We start from the raw sequence: 15,466 nt of genomic DNA, 5'->3' as shown, positions 1-15,466 counted from the left end.
TGGGGTAGCGGTTAGGAGCGCTGCGCCTCGACCTGGCGCAGATCCGCCTCGAGCGCGACCCACCCGAGCATCGCGCACTTCACCCGCATCACAAACTTGGAGACCCCCTGCAAGGCGACGGCGTCACCGAGCAGATCTTCGTCGGGCTCACCTTCGCCGCGAGCCTGGATCATCTCGCGAAACGCATTGATCCGCTCCTGAGCCTCCTCCATCGTGAGGTCTTCGTCGCGCAGCAGTTGCGACAGAATCGAGGCCGAGGCCATCGAAATCGAGCAGCCCTGACCCTGCCACGCCAGATCGGTGACAAGCCCCGTCTCGGGATCAACCGAGATCGACAGGTCGATCTCGTCACCGCAGCTCGGATTGAACTCGTGGTGTGACGCCGTGAGGTTGCCCTCGGAACTCTCGAGATCACGCTTGCCAATGGGGCGTTTTGAGTGATCCAGGATCACTTCTTGATACAGGCCATCAAGTGCGCTCATGCCGTTACCTCCACGCCAAAGTACCGCTGGGCGCCGCGGAGCGCGTCGATGAAACGATCGACCTCGTCTTCGGTGGAGGTCAGATGTACGCTCGCCCGCGTGCTCGAAGTGATGCCGAGGGCGCGGTGCAGGGGTTGCGCGCAGTGGTGTCCCACACGCACAAGAACACCCTGCTCGTCGAGAAACTGGCCAACGTCGTGCGCGTGCAGCCCGTCAACCGACACGGCTGTGAGCGCCACCCGTTGGGTGGGATCCTGGGGTCCCAGCAATCGCAGCCCTGGCGTCGCGAGGATGCCCTCGACGAGCCGTTCAACGAGCACGTGCTCGCGCGCTTGAACACGATCCATGCCGACAGCCTCCGAGAAGGCGACTGCCGCGCCGAGCCCGACAACCTGCGACACGGGCTGGGTTCCCGGCTCGAATCGCAGGGGCGGGGCATAAACTCCGCAGACTCCATGGTGACCTTGGTGATCGCGGATCCGCCGGTGCGCGACGGGGGGAGCGCCGCAAGCGCCTCGGGGGTGCCGTATAGTACCCCGATGCCGTTGGGGCCGAGCATCTTGTGCCCGGAGAATGCGGCGAAGTCGACACCGAGAGCGGCAAAGTTGACTGGAATGTGAGGCACCGACTGGCAGGCGTCGAGTACGGTTACGGCCCCACCGAGCGCGCGAGCTGCGCAAGCTCCGCGACGGGGGCGACGTAGCCGGTGACATTCGAAACGTGCGCAAAGGCGAACACGCGCGTGCGCTCGGTGATCGCTGCACGGGCATCGTCCAGGGTCCAGGTGCCGTCCTCGCGCACGGGAATGTACTTCAGGGAGGCGCCGGTCTTCGCCGCGAGTCGCTGCCACGGGATCAGGTTCGCGTGGTGCTCGGCCTCGGTGACGAGGATCTCATCGCCCGCGCCGAGTCGATAGCGATCGCTGCCGGCAACCCCGAGCCCGGCGTTCACCTCGCCGATCCCGAGCGCCACGATGTTGAGTGCGTCGGTCGCGTTTTCGGCCCACACGATCTGCTCGGGCGTTCTGGCGCCGACGAAGCTCGCAACCGCAGCCCGGGCGCCCTCAAACGCTGCCGTCGCAGCTCCCACCGCGCCGCTCGTGCCGCGGTGCACGGCCGAGTTCGCGGTTTCAAGAAATACGCGTTCCGCGTCCAGTACCGCCCGCGGCCGCTGCGAGGTCGCAGCCGAGTCGAGGTACGCGACGGAGATGCCGTCTTCGCGGGGCGGAGCATTGAAATAGGGGAAGGCCGCCCGAAGTTCGGCGATCTCAGTAGTGCTGAACGAAGGCATAACTCCCATTCTTTCACCTGGTGGTGATCCTCGGAAGTACAACAGTGGTGGAGCCTCCACTATTCCTCAGCCTGCCGATCGCGCTCACGGTCGCCGCGCACCGGTACCTGCGAAGCGAATTTATGGCGCAGGACACTAGAGGTACTTTGACCCCTCGCGCACCGACAGCGGCGCCAGCTCACTTCGGTGCCGACCGATAAAACCGCGAACCCACTCGGGATCCGTCTTCGAATAGTCGCGTAACGCCCAACCGATGGCCTTGTTAATGAAAAACTCGGTGTGCCCGAGATTATTCAGGATGATCCGTTCCAAGAGCGCGCGGTCGGTTTTCCTTTTGCGGCCCAGCTGATGGTCAATCGCGATGCGACGCAACCAGATGTCGTCGTGGCTGCTCCACCCCAGGAGCACCGCATTGACCTCCGGAAATGCCAGCGCCAGGTCACCGACCACCCTGTCGAGACCGTCAATGGTGTCCCACCAGGATTTGGTCTGCGCCAGCACCTTGATGCGGTCCATATCGCCAGGGCGAAGAAGTCGCTGCACCGCCGTCAGATACCCGACCGCGACGTATTGAAACTCTCGATAGGGCGAGTCCCAGCACGCCTGCACAAAATCCCAGTCCACAGATGCCGCAGTCCGTGCTGCTGCCAGAGCCGGTTGTGAAAGCCGCCGACGAAGCGGGGTCGGCACCCCCAGAAACTCGAACTGGTCGCGCATATACGCGCGCATTCCCGCAGCCTTCTCGGCATCAGCGTGTGCGTGAAACTCTGTCAGCATTGTCGCGACATCCATCGCCGATGTTCTCCTCTGCCGTGATGGTTCCTACCTGCACCACCATATCCCGGGCCCACGATTTCACGGCGCCGAACCAGATACACTCGTGGCCGTGACAGCAGACATTGTGTACGAGGTTCTTCAGCTCGCCGGGATTCTGGCTTTCGCGATTTCCGGGGCGCTTGTGGGGGTGAGGCGGCAGCTCGACATCCTCGGCGTGGTGGTGGTTGGCGCCTCCACAGGGGTGGGTGGCGGGATCCTGCGCGACATGTTGATCGGGGTGCATCCGCCACTGTCGTTTCTGCACTGGCAGAATCTCACCGTCGCGATCGTGGGTTCGCTGATCGTGTTCTTCCTGCACCCGAGTGTGACGAGGATCCGCTACTTCGAGGTTGTGTTTGATGCCTTCGGCCTCGGCCTGTTCTCCGCCAACGGCGCGGCACTCGCCTACGTCTCCGGCCAGAGCACCATGACGTCGATCCTTGTCGGCGTGATCACCGCGATTGGTGGCGGCGTGATTCGTGACGTCCTCGTGAACACGGTGCCGGGGTGCTGACACGCGAACTCTACGCGGTGTCGGCGATACTGGGCGCGGGCAGTGCCGTTGCGGTGCTGGCGCTTTGGGGAGACACCACGACAGCTTCGCTGATCGGCGGCACACTCGCGATCACCCTGCGTCTCGCGTCACGGAAGCTCGGCTGGCATCTCCCGAAGCCGCGCATTATCGGCGGCCAGACGGCGTAAGTACCCAGTTGATGCTGCCCGCGAGCACGATCATGAGCGACGCCGCGAGCGGCAGTATCAGGGCCTGCGACGTCCCGAGATTCTCGGCGACACTGCCGGTGACCGCGGCGGCGAGCGACTGCCCGAGCATGATCCCGGATCCGAGCATCGTCATGACCGTGGCGGAACGCCCGTTCGGGCTCCGTGCCGCACCAAAACTGTACAGGGTGACAAGCAGCGGGCCGATCCCGACCCCTGTCAGCATTAGGCTCAGGATCACCGTGGCGATGCTGTCGGCCGCGGAGAACAGCGCCGAGCCCCCGACAATACACACGGCAAAGCTGAGCCAGCGGTGACGGAGCGTGAACTTGGGTGAAAAGAACGCGACGCTCAGGGCAAGGATCGCGGATCCGACGCCCATCGCACCGTAGATGAGTCCGGCGGATTCCGCCGCGCCGCGTTCCTGCATGAACGCCGTCAACGAGGTCAGCGTGGAACCGAACACCAAGCCCACCGAGAAGATCCCGAACACGACAACGAGGAGGGACGGGCGCACAAGCTCGGACGCGGGGGAGAGGGTGGCGGCGCGTTCGGCGGCGGAGCGAGCGGGCGCGCTGGTATGGTGCAGCGCGAACGCCGTCACAAACAGGAGGGTGAGTGCGGCGGCTCCCGCGACTGGCGCCCAGGCACCCACGCTGGTCGCGAGCAGCCCGACCACCACGGGTCCGAACACAAACACCATCTCGTCGGCTGCCGATTCATACGCCAGCACGGTCGAAATGGTGCGTGGCCGGCGCTCGGCGGGAAGCGCGGTCTGAATGATCGAGACGAGGCGGGTGCGCGACATGGGGGAGGTTTGTGGCCCCGATGCCCCGGTCGCGAACGCGATGGCGAGCATCGCCCAGCTCGGCAGTGAACTGTATGCGGCCCACGCGAGCGCACCGAGCGCGATGCTGTTCGCTGCCGCCGCGATCAGCAGTGTGGGTCGTTGCCCAAACCGGTCCGCGGCCGCGCCGATGAGCGGACCGATCGTCGCGGCCCCGATCCCCACCAGCGCCGAACTCAGCCCGCCAAGCTCCACCGATCCGCGGGCGGACACGACGAGCGTCAGCACACCGATCACCATCATGGCGAAGGGCAGTCGCGACACAAACGCGAGCGGGAAGTACGCAATCCCGGTGCGCGAAAGCAGCGTGACGGGGGCAGGATCAGGGCTGTGAGGCATGGGGCCTCAAGCGTAGCAGCGCGTGGCGCACTGCTCTCCGAGTTGGGTGAGTGTGGGCAGAAGGCTGACGCCGGTTTAAGCTGTGGAAAGTCACGACAGGTTTGTGCGCCGCGCTCAGTGGATTCCTAGATTGGATGATTAGTTTATCGCCATGAGTGCGCACCCCACCCTCCGGTCGACGAGCACCGAATTGCGCAAGCGTGTCTAGCGAACGTTTCGGTGGGCTTACGGTCGTTCCAGGGCTGGGGATCGCGCTCGGTGATACGGGTGGAGCACACGTGGTATTTGCGGTAGCCGGGATCCTGAGCCGCTCACAAGCCGGTGAAGAAACGGTCTACTCTTGGGGAAACATCGACAGTGTCGACGCCGAAGTGCCCGACACCCTGTGGCCGACCCCCGTGATCGGTGATGTGATCATTCCACTTGCGTTTGCAGTGTTTGCCGCCACCGCGGAGGTGCCTGATGTGAAGCCACTATCAATCACGTTGATCATGGATGGTGTAGAGACACGGCTTGACCTGGCCCCGCACCACGCCGTTGGCTATAGGCGACGCCACGCGCGCGCCATCGAACGACTGATTGTCACGCTGGTTGAAGCTCCCAAATACAGAAGCCTGCTTGATCAGCCCGCGGCGATCCTGAGTCGCCTGAAACGGAATCAGTTGACGCGTGAATAATGGATTGGCGCCCCCGTTCTCACTGTTCATCAGTGACACAAAGTGAGCATCGCTGGCACCAAGTGGCCTTAATCGGTGCAGCGTGAAGGGTACCGATGCCCTCCGCTGAGCGAAACCTGAGGCAGGTAGCCCTTATCACCGAGCGCGATCCCCAGCCCTGGCGCGAGTCAGGTCAGACCAACGTGCTCGTCTGCGTGGGACGAGACCGAAGCGGTCGTATCGCCGGCGCTCAAGGCCGTTTCGTTCTCAGCGGGCCCCGGACATCGCGAATTGGTGCAGAAAAGGTCACCCACGGCGCTGAAATAGCCCTCGCCGTGCCGGTCCAGGAGCGTTCTGTTTTGCCTCCGCGACCAGGCGGCTGAGCTCCGCGTCGGGATGCCCGTTGAATCGGGAGATGATCTCGTTCCAAGTGCTGGCAGCTTGCACTGGTTGGTTCAACTCGTCTCGCAGGACGATGGCGCTGTTCTTGGGGGCCAGCGCTACTCGGCGCTGCATCACCGTCGACGGGAAAGCGATGCGCGGGTCAGGAGCCGACACGTCACCCGGAGCGTGAAAATATTGCCGATCCCCAAACAGGTAGATTTTCCGTACGCCACTTACGCGCTCCAAATTATGCGTTCCACTGAGGCGAGGGAAGGCAAAGACGCGAAGAGTGAGATTGTGTACGTGGTCACCAACGTACCGAAACGACTCGCGAGAGCAGCATGGATTGCCGGGTGGGTTCGTAAACACTGGCATATCGAGAACCGGCTCCATTGGGTACGAGATGTGACCTTCGCCGAGGACAAATCTCGTATCTGTACCGGGAGTTCACCCAAAGTCATGGCGTCATTGCGGAACGCGGCGATCGGGTCTCACCGGTTGGGTGGCGCGACCAACGTGGCTGAATCGTTGCGGTACGCCGGGGCGAGGCCCTCACGAGCATGGGGGAGAGTCATCTGACGTTAAATTCCCCGGAGGGTCTCGGATGCTACTGCAGCGCGATGCCCTGCGCCTTCAAGAATGCGCGAAACGCCGCGCCGTCAGCGAGGTCTCCGGCATAAGGCACACCGTTCACCACAGCCATGGGGGTTCCCTCAACAGCAAGCTTCGGATCCTTCGCGAACGGCACAGGGTTCGCGAACACCCACTTCGTGAGCTCGAGCGCGAACGGCTGGTAGCGCTCTTCCGTGATGCAGGATCGTGTTGCATCGTTCAGCCCCGGCAGCGCAGCGATCAGTTCTTCATTGGTGTATGCACCCGTGCCTTCTTCCGGCTGGAAATCCGGATCGAGCAGCGTCTTGTGGGCGTCCCAGGCGTATTCCGGCTGCGTATCCACGACACACGCCATCGCCCCGAGGCGCGGGAAGAATAGTAGGTGCCAGCAGAAAACTTGTCGAGGAACGCCAGGGGGTGCAACTCGAGCACGGTATCGCCTGACGCGAGGACCGCTTCAAAGGAATCGACGTTCGCGGCTTCGAACAGGGAGCAGTAGGGGCAGCGGTAGTCAACGTAGAGCTGGATCCTGTTGGGTTCAGCGCCATCAGCGGTGGGCGCGAGATTTGAAACAAGAGGCTGGGCACCCTCGGGCAGTGCTTCGGACTTGACGACAGTGACTTTTCCGTCGTCTCCGGTAAAAGCAATGCTTCCCGTTGCCATGTTCGCTGGCCAGCGAGTGACGTTTGCGGGCGTGGTGGGAACCGGTTTGGCAACTTCAGCGCTATCGCTGCTGTTGCTGCTGTCGTTCTTGTCGCCGCCATTGTTGGGATTGTTCGAGTTGCTCAGCACAACGAACACAATGGTGGCAACGATCAGGACGACCGCCACACCGATGGCCCCGAATATGAGGCCGCGGCGCCGGCCAGATCCGGGGTTGCCGCCCGAAGACGCGTAGGGGTGTGGAGGTGGGCCGGGAGTCTGGGGAGTCTGTGGCGCGCTCATGTCTTCTATTCTGGCAGCCCGGATCCTGACCGCAGAGTTGTTTGTATTAAAGCTCTACCATTAAGGAATGATCCTTCTCGCCGCCACCCCCATCGGAAATCTTGGGGACGCATCCCTCCGGCTTCGAGAAACTCTCGAAGAGGCGCGCGTGATCGCGGCCGAAGACACCCGACACACGGCGCAACTGCTGCGCCTGCTCGGCATCGAGAACCGGCCGGAGCTTGTGGCCCTGCACGACCACAACGAGCATGAGCGTGCAGCTGCCCTCGTGGAACGGGCAACCACGGAGGACATTGTGCTGGTGAGTGACGCCGGTATGCCGACGGTCTCTGATCCTGGTTTTCGGGTGGTGCAACTCGCGGCCGAGCGTGGGGTGGCGGTCTCCGTGATCCCAGGGCCGAGCGCGGTCATCACGGCGCTCGCCGTCGCAGGTCTCCCCACCGATCGCTTCGTCTTCGAGGGATTTCTGCCGCGCAAACACGGTGAACGATCGCGCGCGCTCGCTCAGCTCGCCGCTGAGCGACGTACCCTTGTCTTCTTCGAGTCCCCCGCGCGTCTTGCTGCGAGCCTCAATGATCTCGCGTCCGCTTTCGGAAAGGACCGGCCCGCCGCGGTCTGCCGCGAACTGACCAAACTGCACGAAGAAGTCCGCCGGGGCACGCTCAGTGAGCTCGCGGAGTGGGCCGCCGAAGGTGTGCGCGGAGAGATCGTGCTTGTGGTGGGCGGGGCGGCCGAACACGCCACTTCGCCTGAGGCAGCGCTCGCGGAAGTGCAGCAGCGAGTAGCAGATGGCGAGCGGCTCAAGGATGCAACCCGAGCCGTAGCCGAAGCGACGGGGCTGGCGTCCAGGGAGCTATATTCGGCGGCGCTCGCCGCAAGAGAGGATCACGCATGAGCAACCGCGAGGCTTCCCGAAGCTCGGCAGCCCAGGGCATCGACCCCGCTGCGATCGAACGGACCCGGATCAAGATCGAGCTGTGGCGGTTGGCCCTCCCCGTGCTGTGGTTTGGGATGATTGCCGCGATCTCATTTATCGAAGCGCCACTCAAATTTCAGGCACCCGGGATCACGATCCCGCTCGGGCTTGGTATTGGGCGATTGGTGTTTGCGGTACTCAACATCGCTGAGGCCGCGATCCTGTTGGCCATCACGCTGCTCTCGTTCTGGCCCATCAGCGCCCGGATCGAGGGGCGCAGACTGCTTGTGTGGTTTGGGCTGATCCTCGTGTTCGCCGCGAAGGTGGCCGGGGTGCGACCGCCACTAAACGCCCGAACGGACCTGGTGATCGCGGGGGCGGATCCCGGCCAGTCGCCCTGGCACTACCTCTATATCGCTTGCGATCTTGTCACAATGGTGCTGTTGGTGCTGCTCGCCGTGACTGCTGCCCGAGCGATACTGCACCCACGCAACCTGCCTCCGCGCACGCTTCGCTAGTGCGCCTCCGAACTAATGTCCAGCGACCGCACAGAAAACAACGCGGTCGATGCAGCACACTTGGAAGTAACTGCGCCGGCTCTGTCGTGGGCGCTCGCGCTGCGGGTGCTCTCTGCGGACGGCCACACCCCTGAAGATAGGACTCCCTGTGAAGCGTTCGCACGCCCTCGTTCCCATTGCCCTCACGGCAACTCTGCTCATGACCGCTTGCTCCGCAGGAGGTAACTCAGACGCGAGCGGTGAAGCCTGCCTTGCTTCAGGCTCGGTGAGTAACTCAATCAAAGTTGAGGGCAAAGTTGGTGAGGAGATGGAACTCACCACGAAGACTCCAATTTCGACCGACAAAGCTCAGCGCACGGTCCTCACCGAGGGAAAGGGTGACATGCCCAAGGAAGGTGAGTCTATCGAGACGTCGTTCGCAATCTTCAGCGGCGTCGATGGCACGCTGATGCAGCAGTCTCCCGCGACTCCGGTTGATCTGGTGAAAGATCAGATGCCAAGCTGGGCCTATGACGCCGTTCGTTGCGCAATCCCTGATCAGCGCGTTGCTCTCGTCGCCCCTTTGAAGGACGTTACGCAGGGGCAGGAACCTTCGGCCTTGGGGTTGTCTGACATCACCAACGATGATTCTGTCGTGATCGTGATGGATTTCGGCAAGGTGGGCAAGGGAACGAACCCCGCGGCTTCTGAAGCGCCCGGCACGCTCGAACCGGGCGATCTGCTGGCTAAGGCCGAGGGCAAGGCAAAGGACGCACCCAAGGGCTTCCCGACCGTGAAGCTTGCTGAAAACGGTGAGCCAACGATTACGATGCCAAAGGACACCGACGCTCCGAAGGATCTAGAGATCGCCACGCTCATCGAAGGCAAGGGAGAGACCGTTGAGCCTGGCGACCGTGTCTACGTCAACTACCGAGGCGTGATCTGGCGCACCGGGGAAGAGTTTGATTCGAGCTGGAGCCGCGGCGCCCCCGTACCTTTCCTGACGAACGAGGTCATCGAAGGTTTCACCAAAGCAATTGAGGGGCAGAAAGTCGGTTCGCAGGTCATCTCGATCGTTCCTCCGGCGGCAGGCTACGGCGACCAGACAGAAGCCAAACTCAAAGCGAGCAACCCCGACTTTGACGTCACCAATGACGACACACTCGTGTTTGTGCTCGACATTGTAGGAGTGGTGCACGCCAACAAGTAGGGTGTGTGCAGCAGAAGCGCCCGGGAGTGAATGCTCTCGGGCGCTTTCTGTCTTTTGCGGCTACCGTGCACCATCCCTGGCAGAATGGTGAGCATGAAACGAGTCGTGATTCTGGGGTCCACTGGATCAATTGGTGAGCAGGCGCTCGACGTGATCCGCAAGAATTCCTCCAAGTTTCAGGTGGTGGGGCTTGTCGCGGGCAGCAACGCGGATCGGGTGCAGCAGCAGGCTGACGAATTTAACGTGGAGCACACGGGGCTCGGGGCGACGGATGCGGAAACGATCGTGCGCGACGTGCCCGCTGATGTGGTGTTGAACGGGATCACCGGATCGATTGGGCTCGGGCCGACGATTGCGGCGCTGAAAGCCGGGCGTACCCTTGCGCTTGCCAACAAGGAGTCACTTATCGTCGGTGGAGATTTGGTGACGGATCTCGCTGGTCCCGGCCAAATCGTGCCAGTTGATTCCGAGCACTCGGCGATTGCTCAGGCGCTTCGTGCGGGCGGCCGTGACGAGGTGCGCCGCTTGGTGCTTACGGCGTCTGGCGGTCCCTTTCGGGGACGCAGCCGCGAGTCGTTGCGAGATGTCACGCCGGCGGAAGCGCTGAACCATCCCACGTGGGATATGGGGCGAGTGGTCACCACGAACTCCTCGACACTCATCAATAAGGGTCTCGAGGTCATCGAGGCACACCTGCTCTTTGGCGTGTCCTACAGTGATATCGATGTGGTGGTGCACCCACAGTCGATTGTGCACTCGATGGTCGAGTTCGTGGACGGATCCACGATCGCTCAGGCCTCGCCGCCCGATATGCGCCTCCCCATCGCGCTCGGCCTGAACTGGCCACACCGGGTCGAGGGGTCCGCCATGCCGCTTGACTGGTCGACCGCGACGAGCTGGGAGTTTTTGCCGCTTGACGACACGGTGTTCCCTGCGGTGCAGCTCGCGAAGGCGGTTGGCCGAGCCCGCAAGACGTTCCCCGCGGTGTACAACGCATCAAACGAAGAAGCCGTTGATGCGTTCCACGAACAGCGCATTGGTTTCCTTGACATCGTGAGCATCGTCGAAGAGGTGCTTGAGCGGCACACGGCCCCGGAGGATCTCACGCTTGCTTCGTTGCTCGATGCCGAGCGCTGGGCCCGGGCCGAAGCGCAGCGCGTGATCCTCCAGCGTGCAAGGTAACTGTCAGGAGACAGGCTTCAGGATGTATCCCGCGCCACGCACGGTATGCAGCATCGGGTCGAAGTCGCTGTCGATCTTCTTCCGCAGGTATGACACATAGAGTTCAACCACCGTCGACTTGCCCGTGAAGTCGTACGCCCATACGCGGTCGAGGACCTGTGTCTTGGAGAGGACGCGTCCCGGGTTGCGCATGAGGTAGCGAAGCAGCTCGAACTCTGTGTTTGTGACTGGAATGGGTCGACCGGAACGCTCAACCTCGTAACTGTCTTCGTTCAGCGTGAGGTCACCAACTCGCAACACGGGATCGTGCAATCCTGGGTGCGAAGCCTTCGAAACCTGTGCGCGGCGCACGAGCCCACGCAGGCGCGCAACAAGCTCTTCCGGGGCGAAGGGCTTGACCATGGCATCGTCTCCGCCTGAGGTAAGACCGTTCAGGCGCTCTTCCTCCGATTCGGGAGAGCTAAGAAACAGCACCGGAAACATGTCGCCAGCGGCGCGCACGGTGGAAAGGAACTCCATTCCGTCAAGGTCAGGGAGGCCGGTGTCGAACACCGAGACATCGGGGGCGTGCGCGCGAATCTTTTCGAGGGCCTCTGCTCCGGTCCCAGCCGTTTCGACATCCCAGCCCTCATATCGCAACGTCATTGCGATGAGTTGAGCAACTCTCGGATCATTGTCTACGACGAGCGCGCGAATTTTTTCGCCGCCTGATTGTTGCGGGTTCCGTACTGCCATTTCAACTATCCGATCCATAAAATTGGGGTCGTTCGCCAGCGCTGATGTGTTCCAGCGTGAATTGTTAATCGACCCCCCGATTTCACTGCTGCTTCCCCTCGCGACCCCCCCGATCGCGGAATTTGTTCAATGAAAGACTACTTGAATTTCCGACAAAGAGCATTTTTTAGCTGACAAACGTCTGTGATTTTCCGCAATTGTTGACATTGCTAACATCAAGCTTAAACTTTGTCGGTACAGTGCCCTTGCTTTCGCTCCGCATCGCCGAAGCGCCATGTAGGACGTCGCTGGTACACCCCCAAAGCTTATTCGAAGCCCAGGCGCTGAACAGACGAAGGGACTACCCTGGGTCTGTGATTGAGGTGTTGCTCTACGTCTTCGGGATTCTGATTATAGTGATCGGTCTCGGTGTTTCGATCGCCCTGCACGAGATCGGGCATCTTCTCCCCGCGAAGCTCTTCGGGGTGAAAGTTACCCAGTACATGATTGGTTTCGGCAAGACGCTGTTCTCCTGGCGCAGGGGCGAAACCGAGTACGGCGTGAAGGCGCTTCCGCTTGGTGGGTATGTCGCGATGACGGGTATGTATCCGCCGCAGAAACCGGGGGAGGTGCCGCGGGCATCGACCACCGGGTTTCTGAACTCCGTTGTGCAGGAGGGTGCACCAAAGGCGCGTACGGGCTTTGGTGTCGACGTTCAGGATGCTCACGAGCCCCCGAGATTATTGCGGAGATCGAGCGCATCGGTGATGTTGAGGTCTCCGAGGAGCGCCGCGGGATCGCGGGCCTCGTTGATGAGGCACGGGCCGCGAGCGCCGAAACCATCACGCAGGGTGAGGATCATCGCACTTTCTACCGGCTTCCCGTGTGGAAGAAGATTGTGATCATGTTCGGTGGCCCGTTCATGAACCTGCTTCTCGCGTTCGTGTTCTTCGGCATCGTTCTCGTGGGATTTGGGGTGCCGCAGTCGAGCACCACACTCGGGCAGCTCAGCGTGTGTCTTGTACCGGCTTCGAGCGGGGCGAAAGATTGTGCGGCGGGTGATCCTGCAGCCCCCGCCGCCGCCGCGGGATTGCGGCCAGGCGACCGTCTGATCGAGGTTGACGGTGCTCCCGTAGACGAGTGGGAACAGTTCCGCACGCTCGTGAGTGAGTCGCCGGGCAAGGACTTGCGGGTGTTGATCGAGCGCGATGGCGCGGAGCAGACGGTGCAGCTGACGCCGGTCGCCAACGAGCGCCTGAAGGTTGATGCCGCGGGAAAAGCGGTGACCGACGCGAACGGCGATCCGGTGTATGAAACGGTCGGCATGATCGGCGCGACGCCCGCCTCTGAGGTGGTGCAGCAGCCGATCACCGCGGTGCCCGGATTTGTCGGGGAGAACATCCAGAACGTTGCCGGCGTGATTGTGCGGCTGCCCCAGCGAATGGTCGACATCTGGAACGCGGCCTTTGGCTCAGAGGCTCGGGATCCGAACGGGCCGATCAGTGTGGTTGGCGTTGGCCGGATCGCGGGCGAGATCGTGAGCATCGAAGACGCCCCGTTGCCGCGAGGGCGAGTGCGATGTTTAGTTTGCTTGGCTCGCTGAACGTTGCGCTGTTCGTGTTTAACCTCGTACCTCTCATGCCGCTCGACGGCGGTCACATTGCCGGCGCCCTGTATGAGGGCGCGAAGCGTGGGATCGCCCGGATCAGGCGGAAGCCCGATCCCGGCCCCATCGACACTGCCAAGATGGTGCCAGTGACCTTTGTAGTGGTTATCGCCCTCGGCGCTATGAGCTTGCTCCTGATCTACGCGGACCTCGTGAAACCGGTGGCGTTCTTTGGTTAAGGTTTCAGCGCGCGTGTTCGCGCTTACGACGGCGCTCCTCGTAGGTGTCATGGCTGGGGTGTCTGGGTGCGCCCCTGAGCCGGTGAAGGCGCCGCCGGTCACGCAGGCTCCGGATCCCGGGCCAACTCTCACTCCGACACCAAGCCCCACGCCACCGCCCGAGCCCAGCTTCGATAAAGCAGCGCACTCGCTCGACGATCCGATGTCGATCTGGGTGGTCAGTAACAAGCTGCGCCCCCTGAACCCGATCGAGTTTGAGCCGAACGACTTAGTGATGCCTGAGGGCGTGGGCAACCAGAACGGCCAACCGCTGCGGGAGCCCGCAGCGCGCGCCGTCGAGGCGATGCTTGCGGCTGCAGCCGAGGCCGGTGTGCCCGCCGGGATCATTAGCGCGTATCGCGGCTACGAACTGCAGCAGTCTCTCTACACGAGCTACATTGCCCGCGACGGGCAGGCTGCCGCTGACAGCTATTCGGCGCGTCCAGGGCACTCGGAGCATCAGACCGGGCTCGTTGTCGACCTCGACGACGGCAGTGGCTGCGCCCTCTCAGAGTGCTTCGGCGCGACCGGTGCGGGCGTGTGGCTTGCCGAGCACGCCGCGGAGTTTGGGTTTATCGTTCGGTACCCGCCGGGCAAGGAGGGCGTCACCGGCTTCATCCCTGAGCCCTGGCACTTCCGCTACGTCGGCCCCGAGCTGGCGATCGAGATGCGCGATACCGGTGTGGTGACGCTCGAGGAGTTTTTCGGGCTGCCACCCGCTCCCGACTACGCGCAGTAGCGAGGCGTGCCCCGGAATGCTGCACACTCAGCGCACCTCCCGCAGGCACCGCTAGACTTGCTTTCGTGGCAGCAGTCAATTTAGGAATGCCGAAGATCCCAGAAGTCCTCGCGCCTCGGCGCAAGTCGCGTGAGATCAAGGTCGGTTCAGTTATGGTCGGCGGTAATGCACCGGTGTCCGTGCAGTCGATGACCACGACGCCGACGACGGATATCAATGCGACGCTGCAGCAGATCGCGGAACTCACCGCGGCGGGCTGCGACATCGTGCGTGTTGCCTGTCCCTCGCGAGACGACGCCGAGGCGCTCCCCATCATCGCGATGAAGAGCCAGATCCCGGTGATCGCAGATATTCACTTCCAACCCGCCTATGTGTTTGCGGCGATCGACGCCGGATGCGCGGCGGTGCGTGTGAACCCCGGAAATATTCGCAAGTTTGACGATCAAATTGCGGAAATCGCGAAGCGAGCGAAAGCAGCCGGTACATCGATTCGGATCGGCGTCAACGCGGGCTCCCTTGACCCTCGACTGCTGCAAAAGTACGGCAAGGCGACACCGGAGGCGCTTGTTGAGAGCGCGGTGTGGGAAGCCTCCCTTTTCGAGGAGCACGACTTCCACGACTTCAAGATTTCTGTGAAGCACAATGACCCGGTGGTCATGGTGAAGGCGTATCGCCTGCTTGCTGAGCGCGGAGACTGGCCACTGCACCTCGGTGTAACCGAGGCCGGCCCCGCGTTCCAGGGAACCATTAAGAGCGCAACGGCGTTCGGGATCCTGCTCTCCGAGGGCATTGGTGACACGATCCGCGTCTCCCTTTCGGCTCCGCCCGTTGAAGAGGTGAAGGTTGGCCTGCAGATCCTGCAGTCGCTGAACCTCCGCGAGCGCAAGCTTGAGATCGTGTCGTGCCCGTCGTGCGGGCGCGCGCAGGTGGACGTTTACACGCTCGCAGAAGAGGTCACCAAAGGGCTCGAAGGCATGAGCGTGCCGCTCCGTGTCGCCGTGATGGGTTGCGTGGTGAACGGCCCTGGCGAGGCGCGCGAGGCCGATCTTGGGGTCGCGTCAGGCAACGGCAAAGGCCAGATCTTTGTGAAGGGTGAGGTCATCAAGACCGTGCCCGAGAGCGAGATCGTCGCGACGCTGATCGAAGAGGCTAACCGGATCGCCTCCGAGATGCCGGCGTCTGCCGGATCAGGCACGCCCGACGTGTATACGCCGTAGCTGCTGTGACTGCTGG

Annotated in this window: 20 protein-coding genes and 2 pseudogenes; 13 read left to right on the top strand and 9 right to left on the bottom strand. The window is 62.5% G+C overall.

Annotated elements, in window-relative coordinates; genetic code table 11:
- Positions 1-11: 11 nt before the first annotated feature.
- The 3 genes and pseudogenes from sufU to G7067_RS13005 all read right to left on the bottom strand — a co-directional run bounded on the left by sufU (position 12) and on the right by G7067_RS13005 (position 2,564).
- The gene (gene sufU / locus G7067_RS13015) at positions 12-482 is read right to left on the bottom strand and encodes a Fe-S cluster assembly sulfur transfer protein SufU (protein ID WP_166325186.1); all 471 of its coding nucleotides are present in this window, start codon (positions 480-482) and stop codon (positions 12-14) included.
- Positions 479-1,781 (bottom strand): annotated as a pseudogene (locus G7067_RS13010) (aminotransferase class V-fold PLP-dependent enzyme). Before G7067_RS13010 ends, sufU begins: the two are co-directional and overlap by 4 nt.
- Before the next feature lie 126 nt (positions 1,782-1,907).
- Positions 1,908-2,564 carry a DNA alkylation repair protein gene (locus tag G7067_RS13005; protein WP_166325183.1) on the bottom strand — a complete coding sequence of 219 codons (657 nt, stop codon included), beginning with the start codon at positions 2,562-2,564 and terminating at the stop codon, positions 1,908-1,910.
- Between the two features lie 94 nt (positions 2,565-2,658).
- On the opposite strand from G7067_RS13005, the gene G7067_RS13000 reads away from it, so the two are divergent.
- Together G7067_RS13000 and G7067_RS14520 are read left to right on the top strand one after the other, a co-directional pair.
- Positions 2,659-3,102 carry a trimeric intracellular cation channel family protein gene (locus tag G7067_RS13000; RefSeq protein ID WP_244301125.1) on the top strand — a complete coding sequence of 148 codons (444 nt, stop codon included), beginning with the start codon at positions 2,659-2,661 and terminating at the stop codon, positions 3,100-3,102.
- A complete protein-coding gene (locus G7067_RS14520; protein ID WP_244301124.1) occupies positions 3,096-3,290 on the top strand; it encodes a hypothetical protein in 195 nt (64 codons plus the stop codon). Before G7067_RS13000 ends, G7067_RS14520 begins: the two co-directional genes overlap by 7 nt.
- Here the strand turns inward: G7067_RS14520 and G7067_RS12995 are convergent.
- A complete protein-coding gene (locus G7067_RS12995; protein WP_166325180.1) occupies positions 3,268-4,494 on the bottom strand; it encodes an MFS transporter in 1,227 nt (408 codons plus the stop codon). The two genes, G7067_RS14520 and G7067_RS12995, sit on opposite strands and share 23 nt — an antisense overlap.
- Before the next feature lie 200 nt (positions 4,495-4,694).
- Between G7067_RS12995 and G7067_RS12990 the strand changes: the two genes are divergently transcribed.
- Positions 4,695-5,171 carry a hypothetical protein gene (locus G7067_RS12990; RefSeq protein ID WP_166325177.1) on the top strand — a complete coding sequence of 159 codons (477 nt, stop codon included), beginning with the start codon at positions 4,695-4,697 and terminating at the stop codon, positions 5,169-5,171.
- Positions 5,172-5,456: 285 nt separating this feature from the next.
- Here the strand turns inward: G7067_RS12990 and G7067_RS12985 are convergent, their stop codons facing one another.
- Positions 5,457-5,708 (bottom strand): hypothetical protein, encoded by a 252-nt coding sequence (locus G7067_RS12985; RefSeq protein ID WP_166325174.1) that lies wholly within the window; start codon positions 5,706-5,708, stop codon positions 5,457-5,459.
- Between the two features lie 12 nt (positions 5,709-5,720).
- Between G7067_RS12985 and G7067_RS15305 the strand changes: the two genes are divergently transcribed.
- A complete protein-coding gene (locus G7067_RS15305) occupies positions 5,721-6,113 on the top strand; it encodes a transposase (protein ID WP_425280683.1) in 393 nt (130 codons plus the stop codon).
- A gap of 28 nt (positions 6,114-6,141) precedes the next feature.
- Here the strand turns inward: G7067_RS15305 and G7067_RS12975 are convergent, their stop codons facing one another.
- Together G7067_RS12975 and G7067_RS12970 are read right to left on the bottom strand one after the other, a co-directional pair.
- Complete coding sequence (locus tag G7067_RS12975) at positions 6,142-6,489, bottom strand: DsbA family protein (protein WP_166325168.1); 348 nt, start codon at positions 6,487-6,489, stop codon at positions 6,142-6,144.
- A complete protein-coding gene (locus tag G7067_RS12970; protein WP_166325165.1) occupies positions 6,387-7,091 on the bottom strand; it encodes a DsbA family protein in 705 nt (234 codons plus the stop codon). The genes G7067_RS12975 and G7067_RS12970 overlap by 103 nt, the downstream gene beginning before the upstream one ends.
- 67 nt (positions 7,092-7,158) lie before the next feature.
- Here G7067_RS12970 and rsmI point away from each other — a divergent pair, with 67 nt between their 5' ends.
- The 4 genes from rsmI (at position 7,159) to dxr (ending at position 10,896) form a co-directional block, all read left to right on the top strand.
- Positions 7,159-7,986 carry a 16S rRNA (cytidine(1402)-2'-O)-methyltransferase gene (gene rsmI, locus G7067_RS12965; RefSeq protein WP_166325162.1) on the top strand — a complete coding sequence of 276 codons (828 nt, stop codon included), beginning with the start codon at positions 7,159-7,161 and terminating at the stop codon, positions 7,984-7,986.
- Positions 7,983-8,525, top strand: coding sequence for a hypothetical protein (locus G7067_RS12960; protein WP_244301123.1), 543 nt, complete (start codon positions 7,983-7,985; stop codon positions 8,523-8,525). The genes rsmI and G7067_RS12960 overlap by 4 nt, the downstream gene beginning before the upstream one ends.
- A gap of 148 nt (positions 8,526-8,673) precedes the next feature.
- The gene (locus G7067_RS12955; protein ID WP_166325159.1) at positions 8,674-9,714 is read left to right on the top strand and encodes an FKBP-type peptidyl-prolyl cis-trans isomerase; all 1,041 of its coding nucleotides are present in this window, start codon (positions 8,674-8,676) and stop codon (positions 9,712-9,714) included.
- A gap of 93 nt (positions 9,715-9,807) precedes the next feature.
- The gene (gene dxr / locus G7067_RS12950; protein WP_166325156.1) at positions 9,808-10,896 is read left to right on the top strand and encodes a 1-deoxy-D-xylulose-5-phosphate reductoisomerase; all 1,089 of its coding nucleotides are present in this window, start codon (positions 9,808-9,810) and stop codon (positions 10,894-10,896) included.
- 3 nt (positions 10,897-10,899) lie between these two features.
- Here the strand turns inward: dxr and G7067_RS12945 are convergent, their stop codons facing one another.
- Positions 10,900-11,631: a response regulator transcription factor gene (locus tag G7067_RS12945; protein ID WP_166325153.1), complete on the bottom strand. Its 732-nt coding sequence runs from the start codon at positions 11,629-11,631 to the stop codon at positions 10,900-10,902.
- Between the two features lie 353 nt (positions 11,632-11,984).
- Here G7067_RS12945 and G7067_RS15035 point away from each other — a divergent pair.
- Positions 11,985-12,284 (top strand): annotated as a pseudogene (locus tag G7067_RS15035) (site-2 protease family protein); the annotation flags it as partial.
- 50 nt (positions 12,285-12,334) lie between these two features.
- Here the strand turns inward: G7067_RS15035 and G7067_RS15030 are convergent.
- Entirely contained in the window at positions 12,335-12,472 is a 138-nt protein-coding gene (locus tag G7067_RS15030) for a hypothetical protein (protein WP_244301371.1), read from the bottom strand.
- Positions 12,473-12,514: 42 nt separating this feature from the next.
- On the opposite strand from G7067_RS15030, the gene G7067_RS15025 reads away from it, so the two are divergent.
- From G7067_RS15025 to ispG, 4 genes are all read left to right on the top strand, one after another.
- Positions 12,515-13,213, top strand: coding sequence for a PDZ domain-containing protein (locus tag G7067_RS15025; RefSeq protein WP_341872840.1), 699 nt, complete (start codon positions 12,515-12,517; stop codon positions 13,211-13,213).
- Entirely contained in the window at positions 13,189-13,455 is a 267-nt protein-coding gene (locus G7067_RS14735) for a site-2 protease family protein (protein ID WP_166325147.1), read from the top strand. Before G7067_RS15025 ends, G7067_RS14735 begins: the two co-directional genes overlap by 25 nt.
- A gap of 13 nt (positions 13,456-13,468) precedes the next feature.
- Positions 13,469-14,233: a M15 family metallopeptidase gene (locus G7067_RS12925; RefSeq protein WP_244301122.1), complete on the top strand. Its 765-nt coding sequence runs from the start codon at positions 13,469-13,471 to the stop codon at positions 14,231-14,233.
- A 65-nt stretch (positions 14,234-14,298) separates the two neighbouring features.
- Positions 14,299-15,450, top strand: a complete 1,152-nt coding sequence (ispG, locus tag G7067_RS12920) for a flavodoxin-dependent (E)-4-hydroxy-3-methylbut-2-enyl-diphosphate synthase (RefSeq protein WP_205881149.1) — start codon at positions 14,299-14,301, stop codon at positions 15,448-15,450.
- Positions 15,451-15,466: the final 16 nt, after the last annotated feature.

Origin of the sequence: Leucobacter insecticola (assembly GCF_011382965.1) — a bacterium.
In the GTDB taxonomy this organism is placed as follows: Bacteria; Actinomycetota; Actinomycetes; order Actinomycetales; family Microbacteriaceae; genus Leucobacter; species Leucobacter insecticola.
The sequence above is the reverse complement of the archived record's forward strand: the minus strand, read 5'-3'. Positions and strand labels throughout refer to the sequence as shown.

Bases quoted from the DNA above. Each gene is read 5' to 3' on its own strand.
- sufU (WP_166325186.1), bottom strand. From the start codon at position 482: ATGAGCGCACTTGATGGCCTGTATCAAGAAGTGATCCTGGATCACTCA.
- G7067_RS13005 (WP_166325183.1), bottom strand. From the start codon at position 2,564: ATGGATGTCGCGACAATGCTGACAGAGTTTCACGCACACGCTGATGCC.
- G7067_RS12995 (WP_166325180.1), bottom strand. From the start codon at position 4,494: ATGCCTCACAGCCCTGATCCTGCCCCCGTCACGCTGCTTTCGCGCACC.
- G7067_RS12970 (WP_166325165.1), bottom strand. From the start codon at position 7,091: ATGAGCGCGCCACAGACTCCCCAGACTCCCGGCCCACCTCCACACCCC.
- rsmI (WP_166325162.1), top strand. From the start codon at position 7,159: ATGATCCTTCTCGCCGCCACCCCCATCGGAAATCTTGGGGACGCATCC.
- G7067_RS12960 (WP_244301123.1), top strand. From the start codon at position 7,983: ATGAGCAACCGCGAGGCTTCCCGAAGCTCGGCAGCCCAGGGCATCGAC.
- dxr (WP_166325156.1), top strand. From the start codon at position 9,808: ATGAAACGAGTCGTGATTCTGGGGTCCACTGGATCAATTGGTGAGCAG.
- G7067_RS12945 (WP_166325153.1), bottom strand. From the start codon at position 11,631: ATGGCAGTACGGAACCCGCAACAATCAGGCGGCGAAAAAATTCGCGCG.
- G7067_RS15030 (WP_244301371.1), bottom strand. From the start codon at position 12,472: ATGATCCTCACCCTGCGTGATGGTTTCGGCGCTCGCGGCCCGTGCCTC.
- G7067_RS15025 (WP_341872840.1), top strand. From the start codon at position 12,515: ATGTTCGGTGGCCCGTTCATGAACCTGCTTCTCGCGTTCGTGTTCTTC.
- G7067_RS14735 (WP_166325147.1), top strand. From the start codon at position 13,189: ATGTTTAGTTTGCTTGGCTCGCTGAACGTTGCGCTGTTCGTGTTTAAC.